Origin of the sequence: Vibrio sp. L85, from assembly GCF_963871815.1 — a bacterium.
Lineage (GTDB): Bacteria > Pseudomonadota > Gammaproteobacteria > Enterobacterales > Vibrionaceae > Vibrio > Vibrio harveyi.
The window spans coordinates 1-20907 of the sequence record NZ_CAWMYL010000069.1; the positions used below are offsets into that span (position 1 = coordinate 1).

Consider the following 20907-nt stretch of genomic DNA (forward strand, 5'->3'; position numbering starts at 1 on the left):
AATGTAAGAACATTGAATGTGTGTAAATAGAACTTAAATCAGTTTTCCAAGTTTTTTGCCTTCAGTTTTTAGAAAAAGCTGAAAGTAAAAGCAAGAATTTGCTTGGCGACCATAGCGATTTGGACCCACCTGATTTCCATTCCGAACTCAGAAGTGAAACGAATTAGCGCCGATGGTAGTGTGGGGCTTCCCCATGTGAGAGTAGGACATCGCCAGGCTTGTAAATTTGAAGAAGCCCACTCGAGAGAGTGGGCTTTTTTGCATTTGGAGCAAAGTAAATCTGATCACCAGAGCCCTTCTTATAAAGTCGCACCACTTTCCAATCCCTGTATATCTTTCCTGTGACTAACTTGATCATGAGATAGTGCTAACGCATTACCTAACCTCTCATAATGCCACTACTTCCCATTGTCTTTAGAACAGCCTCAAACTCGCTATTAAAACACATCGAGCTTGTGTTTAGTCCTATGACTCGATTAGGCAAAAGAACTGCGTGTGAGTGTTTTGGAGAGTGCGTGGATAAGTTGATGTAAAGTAAGGGGGATGAAGAGCGAAGGGCTAAGAAACCTTTTGGATATTTAGGTTTAAGGAGTGCTGTATTTTGACATCAGGAATACAGTCGTGATGAAGTGTTACTTGGTTGCGTCCAGAGTGCTTTGAGTAATACATGGCTTTATCAGCGTTAATCATGAGCTCTTTAGCATTAGATACTTGTCCGTCATATTCTGCGACACCAATACTTACGGTTGTGCTGATTTCGATACCATCAACTTGGCATGGGGCGTTTTGAATCGCACCTCTGATCCTTTCTGCTACATCATAGGCTTGAATCGCGCTGGTGTTGACTAAAATCACTGCAAACTCTTCTCCTCCTAAGCGACCAATAAAGTCAGTGCCACGGATTGCTCGTTGGCATATCTTTGCTACATGGTTGATCACCTGATCTCCGAAGAAGTGACCGACTTGGTCATTTATCTCTTTAAAGTGGTCAATATCGATCATGACGCAGGAGAGTGTTTGAGATAGGCGAGAATGCGAGTTCAGAGCTTTATCTAGGCTGGTTAAGAATGCTCGTCGATTCATTACACCAGTTAGCTCATCAGTCTCTGAGAGCTCTTTCAGGCGCTTTTCAAGTAGGTGTGTTTTCGTTACGTCACGAACAGACCAAATTACCCAACTTTCGTCGTCTTGTAAGCTTTCAACAGGTTTGATGATCGCTTCAAACCAGGTTTCCTCTGGGTTGTCTAACGCTTCTAGCTCTTCTATTGGCATTAGTAGGTGGTCTTGTAGTGCGATGCTGTATTTGACGACTTTTGGCTCATTAGAGCGAATTACATCATCAATATAACTTATTAATTCAGAAGCTTTACTTGATGACAAAACATCGTTTAACGAGAGGTTAGTGTAACTTTCGGCATTGAATTTCTTTGAGTGGTAAGTGCCACCAAAGCTTTCAATATAGCGACCGTTTTCATTGAGGATAAAGACATGATCAGGGAGAGTATTCAGAATGGCGTGAAGCCAATCTTCCCTTTCTTGGTAAATCATGAGGTTAGTTCCTTTATCCAATGTAAGTCTTTGATTATATCTGTTTATATTGAGTTCACAATCAATACTGATCACAGTTCAATGTATCAGGCTTGACTAATGTTTGTACAAAGGCTTGGTAAGAGAAGGTAAGGGAGGATGAAATACAGGATTGCGAGGAACAAAAAATAAAAAAGGCTTAATCATTGCTGACCAAGCCTTTTTTACAAAAATACTGTATGAACCTATTAGTTCATGCCGTACTTTTTAAGTTTTTTGCGAAGAGTACCGCGGTTGATACCCATCATAGTTGCTGCGCGAGTTTGGTTACCGCGAGTGTACTGCATGATGGTATCTAATAGTGGCTGTTCAACTTCAGCTAGAACTAATTCGTATAGTTCTGTTACTTCCTGGCCGTTTAGTTGAGCTAGGTAGTTTTTAAGAGACGCTTTAACAGAGTCACGTAAAGGCTTTTGAGTAATCTGGTCTTGTGACGTTACTGTAGTTACTGTTAATGCTTCTGAAGTCAGATTTTGTTCGAACATATTCGGTCTAGCTCTTCTCTTAATTATGATGCAACGTTATCAAAATAACCTTCTAACGCCTCAAGTTGCAGCTCAGCTGCGTCGATAGCGTTGAAGGTACGGCGAAACTCACTTGCTTGTTCATGTTCCTTTAGATACCACCCAACGTGCTTGCGCGCGATACGTGGACCTAAGAACTCTCCATAGAAATCATGCAGAGCGTTAACATGACCAAGCATAATGGCTTTCACTTCCTCACTTGGAAGCTCATCCATTGTGGTGCCGTTTTCCAAATAGTGATGGATTTCCTGGAAAATCCAAGGACGACCTTGGGCAGGGCGTCCAATCATTAAAGCGTCTGCACCGGTGTACTCCAGTACAAACTTCGCTTTCTCCGGGCTATCGATATCACCGTTTGCGATAACCGGAATGGATATAGCGTGTTTAACCGCTTTAATGCTGTCATATTCGGCCTCACCTTTGTACATACACGCTTTTGTTCTGCCATGCAGTGCAAGAGCCTGTATGCCGCAGTCTTCGGCTAATTTAGCGATGTGAACACAGTTTTTATTTTCTGTGTTCCAGCCAGTACGGGTCTTTAACGTTACAGGAACGTCTACCGCGTCCACTACCGCAGTCAAAATCTCTTTGATGATGTCTGGGTATTGAAGCAGTGCAGAACCCGCCAGCTTCTTATTCACTTTCTTTGCTGGGCAGCCCATGTTGATGTCGATGATTTGCGCACCGTTTTCAACACTGAATTGAGCCGCATCGGCCATAAGCTGTGGATCGGAACCGGCAATCTGTACAGAGCGAATGCCCGATTCGCCTTCATGTACCATGCGCTGTTTCGACTTTGACGTTCCCCATAGTTTCGGGTTAGCAGACATCATTTCACTGACGGCCATTCCCGCACCATAGCGAAGACACAACTCGCGAAACGGTCTATCCGTTACACCAGCCATAGGGGCTACGATTAGATTGTTCTTAAGTTGATAGTTTCCGATTTTCAAAACGTCATCACAGTTCTGTACCAGCAAGGGCGCGCATTTTACGCATTTTTTTACTGCGTGAAAAGACTAATATTTGAGCATTTACAAATTGTTTTTGTAATTTGTATGAAATTCAAACAATTAGCCCTGAAAACCTTGTCTAGCCTTGCTTATGACCAGAGATACGACACCATTCACTTTGCTCTACAATTGGGTCAATGTGAAGCTCGTCACGGTAATGGTTTGCTACATCCTCTGCTTGAGTGTCTAAAACACCCGACATCGCAAGGTCACCATTTGGTTTCACCAAACCTTTAATTATTGGTGCTAGTTCACGTAGAGGACCAGCAAGAATGTTCGCAACCACAACGTCTGCAATTAGACCTTCAGGTTGGTTTTGAGGTAGGAACACTTCAAGTTGATCGGCAACGCCATTACGTTCAGCGTTGTCGCGAGATGCTTGTAGTGCTTGAGGATCAATGTCGATCCCGATAACTTTTTCTGCACCTAGTTTGATCGCTGCGATCGCTAGGATGCCTGAGCCACACCCGAAGTCGATAACCGTCTTACCTGATAGATCGAGACCTTCTAGCCACTCAAGACACAATGCCGTAGTTGGGTGAGTACCTGTACCGAATGCAAGACCCGGATCTAGCATTACGTTTACTGCGTCTGGCTCTGGAATTTCACGCCAGCTTGGGCAAATCCATAGGCGTTCGCCGAACTTCATTGGGTGGAAGTTTTCCATCCACTCGCGTTCCCAGTCTTTGTCTTCTAGCTGTTCTACTTTGTAAGCAAAATCGTCAGTAAGCATGCCGCTTGCTTTGATTTGAGTGATGATGAAGTTTGTATCAGCTTCTGCATCGTACAGTGCCAGAATGTCAGTATCGCCCCATAAGCGAGTTTCGCCAGGTAGAGGTTCGAATACAGGCGTATCCTGCGCGTCTAGGAATGTTACAGACAGCGCACCAGTCTCTTCCATTAGCATGTCGCCGATTTGCTCAGCGTTTTCATTGGTCGCGTTGAGTTTGATTTGAATCCAAGGCATTTGTTTTTGCTCTTAAAGTGAATGAAGTGGCGCAGAGTTTACCAGAACTCTACGATTTGTTTGAGTATAGACTTTATACAAAACAAAAATGCCCACAGATGTGGGCATTTATCATGAGGTTAGCGAAGGCTTATTGTAGGCCTAGCTTCTTCTCTAGGTAGTGAATGTTTGCACCGCCGTGCTGGAAGTTCTCATCATTCATGATTGATTCTTGTAGAGTAACGTTAGTCTTGATGCCTTCAATGATCATCTCGCCTAGTGCGTTCTTCATACGTGCAATCGCTACATCACGGTTCTCACCGTAAGTGATCAGTTTACCAATCATTGAATCGTAATGAGGTGGTACTGTGTAGCCTGTGTAAATGTGAGATTCCCAACGAACACCCATACCGCCTGGTGCGTGGAAGCGTTCAATCTTACCTGGTGAAGGTAGGAAGCGCTCAGGGTCTTCTGCGTTGATACGACACTCAATCGCATGGCCGCGGATCTTGATGTCATCCTGAGTGAATGACAGTGGTTGACCTGCTGCTACGCGTAGCTGTTCTTTAATTAGGTCAACACCGGTAACCATTTCTGTTACTGGGTGCTCAACCTGAATACGAGTGTTCATTTCGATGAAGTAGAACTCACCGTTCTCGTATAGGAATTCGAACGTACCTGCGCCGCGGTAACCGATTTCTAGACATGCACGTGTACAACGTTCACCGATGTATTTACGCATCTCTTCAGTGATACCTGGTGCTGGAGCTTCTTCAACAACCTTCTGGTGACGACGCTGCATAGAACAGTCACGTTCACCTAGGTGGATAGCACCGCCTTGACCATCAGCAATCACTTGTACTTCAACGTGACGAGGGTTTTCTAGGAATTTCTCCATGTAAACCATGTCGTTGTTGAACGCCGCTTTTGCTTCTGCACGCGTCATAGCGATAGCTTGAACAAGTTCCGCTTCAGAACGTACAACACGCATACCACGACCACCGCCGCCACCAGAGGCTTTGATGATTACTGGGTAGCCGATACGCTTAGCGTGAGCTTTGTTTTTGTCTTCGTCGTTATCTAGTGGACCGTCAGAGCCTGGTACACAAGGAACGCCTGCTTTTTTCATTGCGTTGATTGCGGACACTTTGTCACCCATCATACGGATGGTGTCTGCTTTAGGACCAACGAAGATGAAACCGCTACGCTCTACTTGTTCAGCAAAGTCTGCGTTCTCAGATAGGAAGCCGTAACCCGGGTGAATCGCAATTGCACCCGTCACTTCTGCTGCAGAAATGATACGAGGGATGTTTAGGTAGCTGTCGATACCACGAGCAGGACCGATACATACTGTTTCGTCTGCGAGTAGTACGTGCTTAAGATCGCGGTCAGCTGTTGAGTGAACTGCCACAGTCTTAATGCCTAATTCTTTACAAGCGCGAAGGATACGAAGTGCAATTTCACCTCGGTTCGCGATGACTACTTTATCTAGCATAAGGCAAGCCCCGCTTATTCGATTACAACTAGTGGTTGGTCGAATTCAACTGGTTGGCCGTCTTCAACTAGGATTGCAGTTACAACACCTGATTTGTCCGCTTCGATTTGGTTCATCATTTTCATTGCTTCAACGATACATAGTGTGTCGCCAGCATTTACGCTCTGACCAACTTCAACGAATGATTTCGCGTCTGGACTTGGTGAGCGGTAGAAAGTACCAACCATTGGAGAAAGAACTTGGTGACCTGCAGGAACTGCTGCTGGCGCTTCTGCTGCCATTGCTGGTGCGTCTGCTACTGGAGCTGCTGCCACTGGTGCAGGTGCTGCTACTGGAGCTGCTGCGTAATGAACTGGTGCTGGAGCAGCTGCAGGGCCACTACGACTGATGCGTACTGACTCTTCACCTTCAGAGATTTCTAGCTCAGCAATGCCAGATTCTTCAACTAACTCGATTAGCTTCTTGATTTTACGAATATCCATCTTTTCTTTCTCTTTTATCTTGTGATTAAGACAACCCCAAAGGGCTGCAGAGTGTTTGGTTTACTTTGCCTGCAATTTCGCGATTGCTGCAGACAGAGCGAATTCATAACCTTGTGCACCTAAGCCACAAATCACTCCTTCTGCTTTATCAGACAGATAAGAGTGATGACGGAACGGCTCACGAGCGTGAACGTTCGATAGGTGCACTTCGATAAATGGGATGGCTACGCCAAGTAATGCATCACGCAGCGCGACACTGGTATGAGTGAAAGCCGCTGGGTTGATGATAATGAAGTCCACTTTGTCATATGCAGCGTGGATAGCTTCAATCAGTTCGTACTCACGATTCGATTGCAGGTGTTCAAGTTCCACCCCAGAGTTGTGAGCTTGTTCAGTCAATGCGTCAACAATCTGTGCTAGGGTGTTGTTACCGTAATGTGTCGGTTCACGCAGACCTAATAGATTAAGGTTTGGTCCGTTTAGAACTAGAATCCGTGACTTTGCAGACATTATGTTGCTATCTTCCTTTATCGTGAGTGGAACGTTTATATTCCCAAATATACGATAATTCAGCACGATTTTTTTGTTAAAACCGAGCAAATTTTAAAAAATCGACCAAGATTATAGCTAATTCACAGCAATTAGCAGCAATTTACTGGTCTAATCTCCCAATAACCCCCGCCGTTTCTGTAACCAAGTTAACAAAAACAACATAATTGCCATGTGCTTTCTGTGGTTTATTTTGCGTCCACGCACAAAAAAGCCACCATATGCAATGGTGGCTTTTAGGGCTAGCGTTTAAAACAGGGGCTGGGTGTTATGCCAGTTCTGCTTTCTCTGCAATTAGCTTGTCTACAACACTTGGATCTGCCAGTGTCGAAGTATCACCTAGGTTGCTGGTATCACCCGTTGCAATCTTACGTAGGATGCGGCGCATGATTTTACCGGAGCGAGTTTTTGGTAGAGAGTCTGTCCAGTGCAGCACGTCTGGTGTCGCGATTGGACCAATCTCTTTACGTACCCAGTCTTTCACCTCTTTGTGCAGCTCGGCTGATGGGAATTCACCATCATTAAGCGTGACGTATGCGTAAATTGCCTGACCTTTGATGTCATGAGGGATACCGACAATCGCTGCTTCCGCAATTTTATCGTGTGCAACCAGTGCTGACTCAATCTCTGCGGTACCCATACGGTGACCTGAAACGTTCAGTACGTCATCTACACGACCTGTGATCCAGTAATAGCCGTCTTCGTCACGACGTGCGCCATCACTGGTGAAGTACATGCCTTTGAAGGTAGAGAAGTAGGTTTGCTCAAAGCGCTCATGGTCGCCGTAAACAGTACGCATCTGACCTGGCCATGAATCAAGGATCACTAAGTTACCTTCTGCTGCGGTCTCTTCAATGATGTTACCCATGTTGTCCACTAGCGCTGGTTGTACGCCGAAGAATGGGCGAGTTGCTGAGCCTGGCTTAAGATCGGTTGCACCTGGTAGTGGCGCTATCAAGATACCGCCTGTCTCTGTTTGCCACCAAGTATCAACGATAGGTGAGTTTTCATTACCAATGGTCTTGTAGTACCACTCCCATGCTTCAGGGTTGATAGGTTCACCTACTGAGCCCATTACACGCAGGCTTGAACGAGATGTTCCTGCTACCGCTTCGTTACCTTTTGCCATTAGTGCACGAATCGCTGTTGGTGCAGTGTAGAGAATGTTTACTTGATGCTTATCAACCACTTCACTCATGCGAGCCGTGCTTGGGTAGTTTGGTACACCTTCGAAAAGAATGGTCTTCGCACCGTTCGCCAGTGGACCGTAAATTAAGTAAGTGTGACCTGTAATCCAACCCACATCCGCAGTACACCAGAACGTTTCACCTTCTTGGTAATCGAACACGTATTTGAAGGTCATGGTTGCGTACACTAGGTAACCACCTGTAGTGTGCAGCACGCCTTTTGGCTTACCTGTTGAGCCTGAAGTGTAAAGAATGAATAGAGGGTCTTCCGCTTTCATCTCCTCAGGTGGACATACGTCAGAAACGACAGCCGTTGCTTCGTGCCACCAAACGTCACGGTGCTCGTGCCAATCAATGTTGCCACCCGTGCGTTTTAGAACGACAACTTTGTCGATGGTTTTTACTTCTGGGTTTGTCAGTGCTTCATCAACGTTTTTCTTCAGTGGTACTGCGCGACCACCACGAACGCCTTCGTCAGCGGTGATAACGATTTTCGCATCTGAGTCGATGATACGACCGGACAGTGCTTCTGGTGAGAAACCACCAAATACCACGGTATGAACCGCACCAATACGCGTACATGCCAGCATTGCGATAGCCGCTTCTGGCACCATTGGCATGTAAAGACAAACCACGTCGCCTTTGTGCACACCTTGCTCTTTTAGTGCGTTAGAGAACTTACACACTTCTTTGTGCAGTTCATTGAATGTGAGGGTTTTGTCGTCAGCAGGATCATCGCCTTCCCAGATGATCGCGACTTCATCGCCACGCTCGGTAAGGTGGCGGTCAATACAGTTTGCAGATACGTTCAGCGTACCGTCTTCGAACCAACGAATGTCGACGTGACCAGTATCGAAAGAGGTGTTTTTAACTTGAGTGAATGGCTTAATCCAATCGACAACTTTACCGTGTTCGCTCCAGAAGCCTTCAGGGTCGCTTACCGACTGCTGATACATGGCTAGGTAAGTGTCATTATCCGCATGCGTATGGTTTTTAATATTTTCTTTTACCGGATAAACGTGGGCTTCGCTCATGGCTTCTCTCCTTGTGCCTTTAATTCTCGACCTTCGTCTTTTGTAGGGCTGTTTCCGTTCTTTAGTCTGTGATTCATCAAGAACGTTGCTGTGCATATAACTGTCAGTCACAGCGCGTATTTCCACAATTAGACTTTAGGATGAGAGTGAGGAATGCGCCGCGATATTGCTGAATTTAAAGCGAATGTGGGAGGTGGATCGAAAGCTGCGTATTGAACCTATTGGGTATAAGGCACGCTCAGGTTTGGTAAATCGCCTTTGGTTAGGCGCACATACACCAAAGCAGCGGATTTTGCGTCTTGCAGAGCGTCGTGTTTGTCTTGAATCGGCAGTTCGAGGTGCTTACAAATCGCATCAAGACTTAAGTCGAAATAGGCGTTAGGTAAATGACGTTCTAGCTTGTCGTGATAAATCTGGCTCACTTCGATGAGCGGGTTAGGTAGTGGAAAGCCTAAATGCCTCAGACAAGCGAGGTCGAGGATCTTTTTGTCGTAGCGAATGTGGTAGCCGACTAAAGGACGATTGCCGATAAAGTCGAGTAGCTTGATGAGCGCTTCTTTTTCGCTGATGCCATCCACCAAATCTTGGTGGCGAATATGGTGAATTTTTACTGAGCCTGAATCGAGTGATTGCGGGGCGCGCAGTCGAACTTCGAACGGTTTGCTGGTGATGATGCGATTGTCGATGATTTTGGTCGCAGCGATAGTCACCAGCTCGGCTCTATTTGGGTCCAAGCTGGTGGTTTCGCAATCGAGAGAGACAAACTCGCCTTTTTGTGGCGAACAAAACAGTGGCTGATAAGGTGAGCCCTTCAGCTTGTAATGCCAGTATTTCCTTTGTAGCCAATTCATCCCTGTTACCTCTCGTCTTATTTGCCTAAAAGACTCTAATCACGGATTTGATAATGGAAGCCTAAGAACTGCTTAAACTTCTTCACCACGTGTAAGCTGTGGCGCAACAGATCTCGTTCTGTCCTGTCTAACTGTTTGATGTCGATGTTGTTCAATGCTTCTTGCTTACTCAATTGCTGGTTCAAACGAATCTTAAAGAACAGCTTCAGTGCCTCATTGAGGTTATCTGCGGTTTCTGGTTCTAAGATGCGCTTGTTTCTCAGTGCTTCGATACGTTCGAAGGTGTTCTTCTCTTCAATCGCGTATTCCAATGCCAAGGTGCGAATACCATGCACGATTGGGAAGATGCCGCCGCGCTTTATATCCAGCCCATCTTTAGCACTTTTTACGTTACCAAACAGAGTAAGAGGCACGGAAAATTGCAGAGCAGGGCGAGTGAAATCGGACAGAATCAACATACGATCTTTCATGCTGTCTCTGAGGTGATCTGCGATAGGCGTTAGTAATTCTCGATTGCCTGCGACTGCATGGGCATCACTGAAGATGGCTAAATCCATGATTTGTTCAGGCTGCGCTTTAGCAATCCAACCATCGAGCGTTTTAATCCAGTCGTGCTGCGTTCGAACCCACTTCGGATTATTAACCATGACTTTGCCCGGGCAGAGTGGATAACCCAGTTGCTGCAAGGTGTGGGTGAGGGTTTGCATTACTTCGGCGCAATGTTGCCATTCCAGCCCATCTTGGATGATCAGTGCATTGTCTTGATCGGTTTTGAGGATTTGTTCTCCACGACCTTCCGAGCCAAGTACAATCAGACAGCAGTGATCGTGCAGTGCTGGTGGCACCACAAGCTCAAACGCTTTTTCGATGATTTGCTCGTTCACGGCAGATATCAGCTCCATGATGAAGCGAGTGCGGATGCCGTTGGTTAGCAAGCTATCCACCAACTGACGCTGCCGATTGGAAGCAAGGGCTAACTCTTCCACGCTGGTTGCTCGCGCAATGCTGAGTGTTAGTACGTGTGAGTGAGTGGAAAACGCGCTGAGGATTTGCGTCATATCCAACATACCGACCGCTTGATTGCCTTCGCACACCATTAGACGCTTCATGCGATTACGCGTCATGGTGATCATGGCGTTAAACAAGAAGTCACCATCATCCACGTGATAAACAGGAAAGGTCGCAATCTCACTCACTGGCGTATCGAGTGGGTGGTCGTCAAGCATCACGGCATGGAGCATATTGGTTCGCGTCACTATCGCGTAGGGATGCGCCGATGGATATTGTTCTAGGCGTGGGTCATCTTGGTTAAGCTGAACCAAAGCGGCATCAATGCCATTGTCTTTAAGTGTTTTAGTGACCTGATTAATTGGCATATCAGGTGCCAATAGCATCGGTGGATGATAGATGCTGCTATTGACTTTAGTTAGAATGAATTCCGCGAGGTTTTGTTGCTGTTGAGCCGCTTCAATGAGGGCTTGGCGTTTGGATAGGTTGTTATCGAAGTAGGCAGCGAACTGTCCGTTCTCGTTATACAGCTCAAGAAACACTTCTTTGGGCAGCAAGTACGAGAGGGTATCTTCCAGTGCCACATACTGATGGCGCACGCTTTCTTCAAACAAAGAGCGCACATCAAACATGTCGTCGTTGGCGTAGTGAGCAAACACTTCGTCTTGCTCTTTTGAGCGCTCTTCCACGGCACCTTTAATCAGCACGTGCAGGTGAGGGTTGTCTTGCCCACAAGCTAAGATGACATCTCGCGTTCGGTAATACGCCACATCAAGAGACGAGCGCAGTCGATTTTGCTGTGCGTCAGTCAGGCGGTCGAACGGTGGAGATTGCATATTAAATTTGTCAGGCATGAGAGCACCTAAATTTGGTGGGAACACATTCTAAGTCTGACAAATTTCCCTGTCGAAGCCAGACGACTTTGGTCTAAATCGTCACAATCTAATTTTGCATTTCGAGACCCTGTGCCATTGAGGAAACGGTAAGTTGCCGATTCTTCCCTTTTTCTATTACGCATTGCGATCCATAATTCCGCGTCCCAAACGTTTACGTGGCGGAAGTCGTTAGTTTTTGTCGTTTTTTAGGATGTCAGTGATGTTGAAACCCTCTCCGTATGGCTGGATTTCCCAGTACTTTCTCGGATTCTTTTTTGCGTATGGCGTGTATCTGCCATTTTGGTCGTTGTGGTTTAAAGAGCAGGGCGTTTCTCCAACAGATATTGGTCTGTTAGTGGGTCTAGGTTTAGCGACGCGCTGTGTGGCGAACATGGTACTTACCCCACGTTTGCATAAAGTCGAACACCTTATGCCTGCATTGCGCTGGTTGAGTTTTGCTGCTCTTATATTTGTTGGTTTCCACTTTTTCACTGGCGGCAACTTCTGGTTAATGGCGCTTGCCACCGTCTTGTTCAACTTGTGTTGTGGTCCTGTCGTGCCTCTGTCTGATGCGATGGCGAACTACTACGCTCGTTTGAAAATGCTTGATTACGGTCGTACCCGTTTGTGGGGCTCGGTTGCCTTTATTGCAGGCTCGACTATGGTGGGTTACTTGGTGGCAGAGTTTGGCTCTGACATGATTTTGTACACGGCGATGGTCGGTGTGTTTATCTCGCTCTTGTTTGCAATGCGTAACACCAACCCAATGCCTGTGACGCGTAGCGGTCAACATTCTGAGCGTCCAAAACTCTCAGCGTTACTGACGGATAAACCGGTCGTGAAGTTCCTTGTGCTAGTGGCGTTAATCCAAGGCAGTCATGCGGCGTACTATGGTTTTAGCGCGATTCACTGGAAAGCCGCTGGTCACTCAGAAGATGTGATTGGTTACTTGTGGAGCTTGGGTGTGGCAGCTGAAGTTGCTGTGTTTGCTCTGAGTAAGCGTCTATTCGCTGGTTGGTCTTTGCGTACTCTGTTTGTGGTTGCGGCTGGTGGTGTGATGCTACGTTGGGGCATGACAGCGTCTACGACCTCTATTTTGGCGTTGGTGGTAGTACAAATGCTTCATGGTGTGACGTTTGCCATGGCGCACATTGCTGCGATTCAATACATCCAGAACTCAGCCGAGAACAAGATGGTGGCATTGCAGGCACTATATAACGCAATCCCACTGGGTGCGTTTATCGCGTTGATGACGGTGATCAGTGGTTGGGGCTACGAGCACTGGGGTGCGAATATCTTCTGGTTGATGGCGGCGATGGGCTTTATTGCACTGTTTATAAAAGTTGAGCCTCAAAATGATGAAAGTAATGTGGTTGACCTCTCAGCCAATGCGCCCGAAGCACAGAATTAAGCTTCTGTGACAGAGATTAAAAACTAACCTTTGTCTCTGTTGTGAAAGCAGTGTTAAATGAAACCTCTCCCTTATGGAGAGGTTTTTTTTATTCCTTGCTTTAAAAACAGCAAGAAAGGCAAGAAAAGTAAGAAAGGATATCGGATGCAAGGATGGCTAGTGATTCCCGTTTCTTTGGCGTATTTGGGAATCCTGTTTTTAATCGCTTGGTACGGTGACAAACAAAAGAGATGGTTAGCGCGTTGGCGACCATGGATCTACAGTTTGTCGATTGCGGTGTACTGTACGTCGTGGACCTTCTACGGCACGGTCGGACAGGCGAGCAACAACCCTTGGTCCTTCCTACCCATCTATATCGCGCCGATCATCGTGTTTACCATCGGCTGGCGCGTCCTCGCTCGGCTGATCTTGATTGCCAAGCGCGAGCACATCACCTCCATTGCCGATTTCATTGCCGCCCGCTATGGTAAATCGCAAGGCTTGGCGGTGGTTGTCACCTTAATCGCGGTGGCAGGCATTCTTCCGTATATCGCTTTGCAATTGCGCGGCATCACCATGGGATTGGAGATCATCGCACCGGACTTGGCATCTGATCTCAGTTATCAAAACTACAGCGTATCTTGGTTTGTGGTCGGGGCGATGGCGATCTTCACCATGCTGTTTGGTACGCGTCATATCGATAACACTGAACATCACCGCGGCATGATGATGGCGATTGCGTTTGAATCAGTACTCAAGTTGGTGGCGTTTTTAGTGGTGGGCGTGTTTATTGTTTGGCTCGCGATGGATACCGAGAGCTTCCACCTCGCTGATATCGCCGCTGAAACCTATGAGTCTCCTAACATTCCGACCTTGCTGATTCATACCATTCTGACCATGTTGGCGATTGTTTGTTTGCCACGTCAATTCCATACCATGGTGGTCGAGAATGAACGCGCGCAAGACTTACACGTCGCTCGTTGGTTGTTCCCACTGTATCTGATTCTGATGGGTATTTTCGTTCTGCCAATCGCATGGGTAGGGCAAAGCTTATTGAGTGGCAGCCCTGCCGATACGTACGTGATCAGCGTGCCGATGGCGGTGGGCGCGAATGACATCGCCTTGCTGGCATTTTTGGGCGGTACTTCCGCGGCAAGTGGTATGGTTATCGTCTCGACCATTGCCTTAGCAATCATGGTATCGAACGATTTGGTGATGCCGCTTATTCTGCGTCGGATGAAGTTATCAAAACGCAATCATCATCACTTCTCTACGTTGTTATTACGTATACGTCGCGGGCTTATTCTGCTTCTTTTGATTGGTGCATGGGGCTTTTATCAGGCTTTAGATAGTATCCACTCACTCTCTGCGATAGGTTTTCTCTCGTTTGCAGCGATTACCCAGTTCGCTCCGTCTCTGCTTGGCGGTATGTACTGGCGTCAGGGCAACAAGAAAGGCGTGTATGTTGGTTTGCTGGTGGGTTTCACCATTTGGTTGATTACTTTAATGAGCCAAACCGACATGCTGGCAGGCGACGCAAGCAACAACTTGCTGATTTGGTTGATTACTCCGCCTGATTTATTGGCAGGCTTTGGTATTGCTGTTTCTGACTGGGGCATGATCCTCAGCGTAGTGGCGAATACTGCGTGTTTTGTCGCGGTATCACTAGCTACGCGCCCAAGCATAAGTGAACGCTTACAATCAGCGTCATTCGTTGGTACGCCGTTGCCTGAGAGTGAAAACATCAGCTTGTATCAGAGCCGTGTGACGGTCAGTGAACTGGAGATGTTAGCGTCGCGATTTGTGGGGCGTACGCGAGTGAAATCCGCCTTTCAAACCTATTGGAGTCAGCAACGCGAAGAGCTGCTTCCCAATCAACAAGCCCCCTCTACCTTAATTCGACACACCGAACGTGTACTTGCCGGTGTGTTTGGTGCATCTTCAGCTAAGTTAGTACTTACTTCTGCGTTGCAAGGCAGAAACATGCAGCTTGAGGAAGTGGCGACCATCGTTGATGAAGCCTCAGAGCTGTACGATTTCAGCCGTGGCTTGCTGCAAGGTGCGATTGAACACATTGGGCAAGGTATCGCAGTGGTCGACAAGCAACTAAGGCTGGTAGCGTGGAACCAACGTTATCTGGAGTTATTTGTTTTCCCGCCGGGGTTGATTCAGGTCGGGCGTCCGATTGCGGATGTGATTCGTCATAATGCTGAACAAGGTTTATGTGGTCCGGGTGATCCTGAAGACCACGTTCGTCGCCGCGTTTATCACCTTGAGCAAGGCACGCGACATACTTCTTCCCGTGTGCGTCCAGATGGTCGCGTAATTGAAGTGCAAGGTAACCCAATGCCTGGTGGTGGTTTCGTTATGAGCTTTACCGATATCACCGTGTTCCGCGATGCGGAGCAAGCTCTGAAAGATGCTAATGAGACACTAGAAGAACGCGTTCGTGCTCGGACTCGTGAATTGGAACAACTGAACAAACAGCTGGTGGCAGCGACCCAACGTTCTGAGCATGAGTCACAATCCAAGTCGCGCTTCTTAGCCGCAGTAAGTCATGACTTGATGCAGCCGCTGAACGCCGCACGACTGTTTGCTTCTTCGTTGTCGGAAGTTGCCAAAGACAGTGAAACCCAAAAGCTGTCGACCCACATCGAGAGTGCGTTAGGGGCGGCGGAAGATTTGATTGGTGACTTGCTGGATATTTCACGTTTGGAATCGGGCAAGCTGGACGTCAATGTGCATGGCTTTGCGGTCAATGATGTATTAGCTAACTTGAATGCTGAATTCAGCGCGTTGGCGAAACAACAAGGCATTGAGTTCACCATGATCCCATCGTCTTTGATGGTGAAGTCCGACCCGAAATTGCTGCGCCGCGTAGTACAGAACTTCCTTACCAATGCGTTCCGTTATAGCCCGAATGGTAAAGTGGCGCTCGGTGTGCGTCGCGTACAAGGGCGAGTGCGTATTGATGTATGGGACAACGGCATGGGGATCGAAGAAGAGAAGCAACAAGAGATCTTCGAAGAGTTTAATCGTGGTACTCAAGTTCGTTCTGACCAAGGTTTAGGGTTAGGTTTGGCTATTTCGAAAGGTATTGCTCAAGTGCTGGGGCATGAAATCTCGATGCGTTCTTGGTTTGGTCAAGGCAGCGTGTTCTCGATTACCTTAGATAAGGCAGAAAAGGTGCACATTCCGGCAGTCAAAGCTGTGAAGAGTGCACAATCTGACTTGAGCCATATTCGTGTGCTGTGTGTCGATAATGAGCCGGATATTCTGGTCGGAATGGAAAATCTACTCTCGCGTTGGGGGTGTGATATTCGCATTGCGACCGACATCGTTGAGAGCCTGAAAGCGATCGAAGACGATTGGCTGCCGGATGTGATTTTCTCCGATTATCGTTTAGATAATGGTCGAACGGGATTAGAGGTGTTGCAGCAATGCCGCTTACGTCTGGGTAACCGTTTTGAAGGGGTGATCATCAGTGCCGACCGAACCGATGACATGATGGAAGGCATTAAAGCCAATGGGTTCAGTTTTATCGCCAAACCGGTGAAACCTTTGAAGCTGCGTTCAGTACTCAACCGAGTCGCCTAGAAAAAAAGACCTCCGATTGGAGGTCTTTTGCTTTAAAGGGGTGATCGGTCGGTGGCTTACTCTGCAACGCCGCCTTGAGTCAGTTTGGCTGGGTCGAGCAATCTTTCTAATGTGGCACGATCTAAGTCCGTTTCTTCTTCCGCGACATCAATGATAGCGCGACCTTGTTTGTAGGCTTTCTTCGCTACTTCGGCTGCTTTTAGGTAGCCAATCACAGGGTTAAGTGCGGTGACCAGAATCGGGTTCTTCGCCAGTGCCACATCAAGGTTGTCTTGGCGCACTTCAAACGTCGCGATGGCTTTGTCTGCCAAAGCAATGGTGCTGTTCGACAGCAGTTCAATGCTTTCTAGTACATTGTGAGCAATCACAGGCAGCATCACGTTAAGTTGGAAGTTACCCGATTGACCTGCAACGGTAATTGTCGCGTCGTTACCAATCACTTGTGCCGACGCCATGGCCGCTGCTTCTGGAATCACAGGGTTCACTTTACCCGGCATGATAGAAGAGCCCGGTTGTAAGCCTTGCAGTTCGATTTCACCTAAGCCGGCTAGTGGGCCTGAGTTCATCCAGCGAAGATCGTTTGCGATCTTCATGATCGCAACTGCTGCAGTTTTGAGCTGTCCCGATAGGGCGACGATCGCATCCTGACTGCTGAGATTGAAGAAGAAGTTTTTGCTTGAAGCAAACTCTATGCGCGTTGATTGTGTTAGGTTATCGGCAAAAAGATCGGCGAAGCGTGGATCGGCGTTGATCCCTGTTCCTACCGCTGTTCCGCCTTGGGCTAACGCTTTCACTGCTGGCAGTGTTTGTTCGATGGCTTGTTTAGCGTGTTCGATTTGGAACTGCCAACCACCAAGCTCTTGGGCGAAGGTAATTGGCATCGCATCCATGAGGTGCGTACGACCTGTTTTCACCACATCTTTCAGAGCTCGCTGCTTAGTCTCTAGTGTTTCACTTAGGTGGGACAGTGCTGGTAGTAGCTGTTTTTCAATTGCAATTGCAGAGCTGACTTGAATCGCAGTAGGCACTACGTCGTTACTGCTTTGACCCATATTGACGTGATCGTTTGGATTGACTGTTCCGCCTAGATGCTCAGATGCCAATGTTGCAATCACTTCGTTGGCATTCATGTTTGAGCTCGTGCCCGAGCCAGTTTGGAATACATCGATAGGGAATTGATCGATGTGTTTACCATCAATGATGGCTTGCGCGGCATCAGCGATGGCATTGGCAATATCACCTTCTAGCAAGCCAAGTTGAGCATTGGTAAGCGCTGCGGTTTGTTTGATGTGAGCGAGTGCTTGAATAAACCCTGTCGGCATGGTGTGTTTGCTGAAAGCAAAGTTATCGACAGCGCGTTGAGTTTGGGCTTGATACAAAGCGTTGGCTGGGACTTTGACTTCGCCCATGCTGTCCGCTTCGATACGGAATTCCGTGGTCATGGTAGGTTCCTTTTGTTTAATCGAGTGGCGTCTGTATCAGACGTAATTGTTGTTGTAATGAGAGAAATTTCACATCGCCATCCTCAAATTGGTAGTAGTAACGTTTGAGACAAAGTAGCGGAGTGTGAATAGAATCGAGGCAGACTCGGCGGAAGATGCGGCTGCGCGCAGGGTCCTGAATGGCATCAAGTAGATGGAAGTAGACTTGGCGCAAATACAGCTCGCACAGCAACAGGTTTTCGCGCTCTGCATCGTGATCGTAGATGGACGACAGCACCATACCCCAATGGATGTAATCATGGATCACATCGGGTTCGAAGCCGCTTGGCGCATACACATGAAGGAATCGGTCTTGCGCTTTAAAAAAGGCGTTGTAGATGGCTTGGCTGCTGTCCATAGTTACCTCGATACTTAAGATAATGATAATTATTATCAATTAATTGCCGATTAGCAACCACAGCTTTTTTGAGGAAATAACACAACAAAAAAAGCCGATACTCGGACTCAGTATCGGCTGAAGTGGGAGAGCTCAATCCCTACAATTAAGCTCGGTATTCTTTCGCGAGATAAGGTTGGCTCAAATGCGTCTTCAAGCCTTATGGAGCAAGTAAGTTATTTGTCCGTAAACAGGGTTTCGTATTTCACAAACGCTGTTTGCGTTTCACCATAGTAGAGCGTGCCTTCAGATTGAATCGCAACACGTAGCCAACTCTCGGCTGATGCAGGCTTAGGCAAAGTGATGGTCCAGTTTTGTCCGGCTTGATCCGCTGGCTTCATGTCAATTGGTTGTGCGTTTTGCTCTTGGCTATCCACTACAGAAAGCTTCACTCCTTCCAGTGGATAAGCCGCATGTAAAGACAACTCTAGGCTATCTTGAGTCAGCTTTTCTGAGCGAAACTTCACTTTAAAGTCACCATTCTCCATATCACACAAGCCACTGGTATAACGGCAATTCGACTTGCTGGCGAGTTTGTAGCTTTCCCCTTCTTTAGCGGCATGAGGTTTCTCACTAAGAGCCATGTCTGTACCGAAATAAGCGATTAAAGACAGAATCGGGGCGATCAACAGAGCGATAATAAAGTGCTTGTTTTTGAACATGTTGGCTTCCTTGCTACGGTTCAGGGAATCTCTAATTATTAGAATAAGTTAAGTGAATAAAAAAGCCCCAAGCGGGGCTTTTGTGGTTTGCGTTATATTTTAGTGGTCTACCGCACCGCCAGCGCCTGCTGGTACACGTACGTGCTCGACTAGGTCTTTTACTTCTTGTGGTGTTTCTGCCGTTACTTTCGATACAGCGAATGCCACGATGAAGTTGAACACAGCACCAATTGCACCAAATGCGTTTGGTTCGATGCCTAGGAACCAGTTCTGACCCCAGCTTTGTAGGTAAGTCCAGTCAGCAACAAATAGGATGCCTTTGTGCTGGAATACGTAGAATAGCGTGATACTGATACCCGCAATCATACCTGCGATTGCGCCTTCTTTGTTGATGCTCTTACTGAAGATGCCCATCATCAAAGCAGGGAAGATGGAGGATGCTGCCAGACCGAAGGCGAGCGCTACCGTACCGGCTGCAAACCCAGGCGGATTCAAGCCTAAGTAACCGGCGACCGCGATGGCAACTGCCATGGAGATTCGACTCGCGAGCAGCTCTTTCTTCTCGGATATGTTCGGATTTATCACACCTTTGATTAAGTCATGGGATATCGCGGACGAAATCGCCAGTAGTAGACCTGCAGCCGTCGATAGTGCTGCCGCCAGACCACCTGCTGCGACAAGTGCGATAACCCAGTTAGGTAGCTTAGCAATCTCTGGGTTTGCTAGTACCATGATGTCACGGTCAACTTTCAGCTCATTGGTTGCTGGGTTTGATGTGTACTCAATCAGACCGTCGCCGTTCTTATCATCAAAGCCTAGTAGACCTGTTTTCTCCCAGTTCTTGAACCAGTCAGGACGCTCATCATAAGCAAGGTGCTGACCCGGAGCTGGGTTAACGGTATCCATTAGGTTTAGACGCGCCATAGCAGATACTGCAGGTGCTGTTGTGTAAAGGATAGCGATGAAAACTAGCGCCCAACCTGCTGATGTACGTGCATCACGAACCTTAGGCACGGTAAAGAAACGGATGATTACGTGTGGCAGACCCGCAGTACCGATCATCAATGACATGGTGTACACGAACATGTTTAGCGTGTCGCCACGAACTTGGGTGGTGTATTCACTGAAGCCGAGCTCGGTGACTACTTGGTCGAGCCTATCGAGTAGATAGACATCGGTGCCTTGGATGGTACTGCCTAGACCGATCTGTGGTAGTGGGTTACCCGTAAGTTGCAGAGAGATAAAGATTGCAGGAATAGTGTAAGCAAGAATGAGTACGCAATATTGAGCAATCTGCGTGTAGGTAATGCCTTTCATGCCGCCCATTACGGCGTACATGAATACGATACACATACCGATCAGTAGACCTGTTGAGTAATCCACTTCTAGGAAACGACCGAACGCCACGCCCACACCTTTCATCTGACCGATAACGTAAGTCACTGATGCGATGATAAGACACACAACTGCTACGATACGCGCTGCGTTAGAGTAGAAACGCTCACCTACGAATTCTGGCACAGTAAACTTACCGAACTTACGTAGGTATGGTGCAAGCAGAAGTGCCAGTAGTACGTAACCGCCTGTCCAGCCCATCAGGAATACCGAACCGCCGTAGCCCATGAAGGCAATCAAGCCTGCCATTGAGATGAACGATGCTGCTGACATCCAGTCTGCTGCGGTTGCCATGCCGTTAGCGATAGGGTTTACACCGCCGCCTGCTACATAGAATTCTTTAGTTGAGCCCGCACGAGCCCAAATCGCAATACCGATGTAGAGGACGAACGTTGCGCCAACCACCAGATAGGTAATAGTTTTCAAATCCATCT

At 47.4% G+C, this 20907-nt stretch carries 16 protein-coding genes and 1 rRNA gene; 3 read left to right on the plus strand and 14 right to left on the minus strand.

Features of this window, described 5'->3' with window-relative positions:
• Nucleotides 1-101: 101 nt before the first annotated feature.
• Nucleotides 102-218 (plus strand): 5S ribosomal RNA (rrf, locus tag AACR11_RS08275).
• Nucleotides 219-558: 340 nt separating this feature from the next.
• Here rrf and AACR11_RS08280 read toward each other — a convergent pair.
• From AACR11_RS08280 to AACR11_RS08325, 10 genes are all read right to left on the minus strand, one after another.
• Nucleotides 559-1548: a sensor domain-containing diguanylate cyclase gene (locus AACR11_RS08280; protein ID WP_029789533.1), complete on the minus strand. Its 990-nt coding sequence runs from the start codon at nt 1546-1548 to the stop codon at nt 559-561.
• 227 nt (nt 1549-1775) lie between these two features.
• Nucleotides 1776-2072 (minus strand): DNA-binding transcriptional regulator Fis, encoded by a 297-nt coding sequence (fis, locus tag AACR11_RS08285; RefSeq protein ID WP_000462885.1) that lies wholly within the window; start codon nt 2070-2072, stop codon nt 1776-1778.
• Nucleotides 2073-2095: 23 nt separating this feature from the next.
• The gene (gene dusB / locus AACR11_RS08290) at nt 2096-3064 is read right to left on the minus strand and encodes a tRNA dihydrouridine synthase DusB (protein ID WP_005448258.1); all 969 of its coding nucleotides are present in this window, start codon (nt 3062-3064) and stop codon (nt 2096-2098) included.
• A 139-nt stretch (nt 3065-3203) separates the two neighbouring features.
• A complete protein-coding gene (gene prmA, locus AACR11_RS08295; RefSeq protein WP_029789530.1) occupies nt 3204-4091 on the minus strand; it encodes a 50S ribosomal protein L11 methyltransferase in 888 nt (295 codons plus the stop codon).
• Between the two features lie 130 nt (nt 4092-4221).
• The gene (gene accC, locus AACR11_RS08300; RefSeq protein WP_005440401.1) at nt 4222-5565 is read right to left on the minus strand and encodes an acetyl-CoA carboxylase biotin carboxylase subunit; all 1344 of its coding nucleotides are present in this window, start codon (nt 5563-5565) and stop codon (nt 4222-4224) included.
• A 14-nt stretch (nt 5566-5579) separates the two neighbouring features.
• Nucleotides 5580-6047, minus strand: coding sequence for an acetyl-CoA carboxylase biotin carboxyl carrier protein (accB, locus tag AACR11_RS08305; protein ID WP_009698908.1), 468 nt, complete (start codon nt 6045-6047; stop codon nt 5580-5582).
• Nucleotides 6048-6107: 60 nt separating this feature from the next.
• Nucleotides 6108-6557, minus strand: coding sequence for a type II 3-dehydroquinate dehydratase (gene aroQ / locus AACR11_RS08310; RefSeq protein WP_005448261.1), 450 nt, complete (start codon nt 6555-6557; stop codon nt 6108-6110).
• 307 nt (nt 6558-6864) lie between these two features.
• The gene (acs, locus tag AACR11_RS08315) at nt 6865-8817 is read right to left on the minus strand and encodes an acetate--CoA ligase (RefSeq protein WP_029789529.1); all 1953 of its coding nucleotides are present in this window, start codon (nt 8815-8817) and stop codon (nt 6865-6867) included.
• Between the two features lie 218 nt (nt 8818-9035).
• Nucleotides 9036-9668: a 3'-5' exonuclease gene (locus tag AACR11_RS08320; RefSeq protein WP_005440406.1), complete on the minus strand. Its 633-nt coding sequence runs from the start codon at nt 9666-9668 to the stop codon at nt 9036-9038.
• Between the two features lie 35 nt (nt 9669-9703).
• Entirely contained in the window at nt 9704-11530 is a 1827-nt protein-coding gene (locus AACR11_RS08325; RefSeq protein ID WP_029789528.1) for a DUF294 nucleotidyltransferase-like domain-containing protein, read from the minus strand.
• A 241-nt stretch (nt 11531-11771) separates the two neighbouring features.
• Here AACR11_RS08325 and AACR11_RS08330 point away from each other — a divergent pair, with 241 nt between their 5' ends.
• Both AACR11_RS08330 and AACR11_RS08335 read left to right on the plus strand, forming a co-directional pair.
• Nucleotides 11772-12962, plus strand: a complete 1191-nt coding sequence (locus AACR11_RS08330; RefSeq protein ID WP_029789527.1) for a 3-phenylpropionate MFS transporter — start codon at nt 11772-11774, stop codon at nt 12960-12962.
• A gap of 144 nt (nt 12963-13106) precedes the next feature.
• Nucleotides 13107-16538, plus strand: coding sequence for a hybrid sensor histidine kinase/response regulator (locus tag AACR11_RS08335; RefSeq protein WP_009698905.1), 3432 nt, complete (start codon nt 13107-13109; stop codon nt 16536-16538).
• A gap of 56 nt (nt 16539-16594) precedes the next feature.
• On the opposite strand, the gene AACR11_RS08340 is transcribed toward AACR11_RS08335, so the two are convergent.
• From AACR11_RS08340 to AACR11_RS08355, 4 genes are all read right to left on the minus strand, one after another.
• A complete protein-coding gene (locus tag AACR11_RS08340; RefSeq protein WP_029789526.1) occupies nt 16595-17980 on the minus strand; it encodes a class II fumarate hydratase in 1386 nt (461 codons plus the stop codon).
• 16 nt (nt 17981-17996) lie between these two features.
• Nucleotides 17997-18377 carry a hypothetical protein gene (locus AACR11_RS08345; RefSeq protein ID WP_029789525.1) on the minus strand — a complete coding sequence of 127 codons (381 nt, stop codon included), beginning with the start codon at nt 18375-18377 and terminating at the stop codon, nt 17997-17999.
• 215 nt (nt 18378-18592) lie between these two features.
• Nucleotides 18593-19078, minus strand: a complete 486-nt coding sequence (locus AACR11_RS08350) for a hypothetical protein (protein WP_005448269.1) — start codon at nt 19076-19078, stop codon at nt 18593-18595.
• 99 nt (nt 19079-19177) lie between these two features.
• A complete protein-coding gene (locus AACR11_RS08355) occupies nt 19178-20905 on the minus strand; it encodes a sodium:solute symporter family protein (protein WP_005448271.1) in 1728 nt (575 codons plus the stop codon).
• Between the last annotated feature and the right edge of the window lie 2 nt (nt 20906-20907).

Bases quoted from the DNA above. Each gene is read 5' to 3' on its own strand.
- AACR11_RS08280 (WP_029789533.1), bottom strand. From the start codon at position 1,548: ATGATTTACCAAGAAAGGGAAGATTGGCTTCACGCCATTCTGAATACT.
- fis (WP_000462885.1), bottom strand. From the start codon at position 2,072: ATGTTCGAACAAAATCTGACTTCAGAAGCATTAACAGTAACTACAGTA.
- prmA (WP_029789530.1), bottom strand. From the start codon at position 4,091: ATGCCTTGGATTCAAATCAAACTCAACGCGACCAATGAAAACGCTGAG.
- accC (WP_005440401.1), bottom strand. From the start codon at position 5,565: ATGCTAGATAAAGTAGTCATCGCGAACCGAGGTGAAATTGCACTTCGT.
- accB (WP_009698908.1), bottom strand. From the start codon at position 6,047: ATGGATATTCGTAAAATCAAGAAGCTAATCGAGTTAGTTGAAGAATCT.
- aroQ (WP_005448261.1), bottom strand. From the start codon at position 6,557: ATGTCTGCAAAGTCACGGATTCTAGTTCTAAACGGACCAAACCTTAAT.
- acs (WP_029789529.1), bottom strand. From the start codon at position 8,817: ATGAGCGAAGCCCACGTTTATCCGGTAAAAGAAAATATTAAAAACCAT.
- AACR11_RS08320 (WP_005440406.1), bottom strand. From the start codon at position 9,668: ATGAATTGGCTACAAAGGAAATACTGGCATTACAAGCTGAAGGGCTCA.
- AACR11_RS08325 (WP_029789528.1), bottom strand. From the start codon at position 11,530: ATGCCTGACAAATTTAATATGCAATCTCCACCGTTCGACCGCCTGACT.
- AACR11_RS08330 (WP_029789527.1), top strand. From the start codon at position 11,772: ATGTTGAAACCCTCTCCGTATGGCTGGATTTCCCAGTACTTTCTCGGA.
- AACR11_RS08335 (WP_009698905.1), top strand. From the start codon at position 13,107: ATGCAAGGATGGCTAGTGATTCCCGTTTCTTTGGCGTATTTGGGAATC.
- AACR11_RS08340 (WP_029789526.1), bottom strand. From the start codon at position 17,980: ATGACCACGGAATTCCGTATCGAAGCGGACAGCATGGGCGAAGTCAAA.
- AACR11_RS08345 (WP_029789525.1), bottom strand. From the start codon at position 18,377: ATGGACAGCAGCCAAGCCATCTACAACGCCTTTTTTAAAGCGCAAGAC.
- AACR11_RS08350 (WP_005448269.1), bottom strand. From the start codon at position 19,078: ATGTTCAAAAACAAGCACTTTATTATCGCTCTGTTGATCGCCCCGATT.
- AACR11_RS08355 (WP_005448271.1), bottom strand. From the start codon at position 20,905: ATGGATTTGAAAACTATTACCTATCTGGTGGTTGGCGCAACGTTCGTC.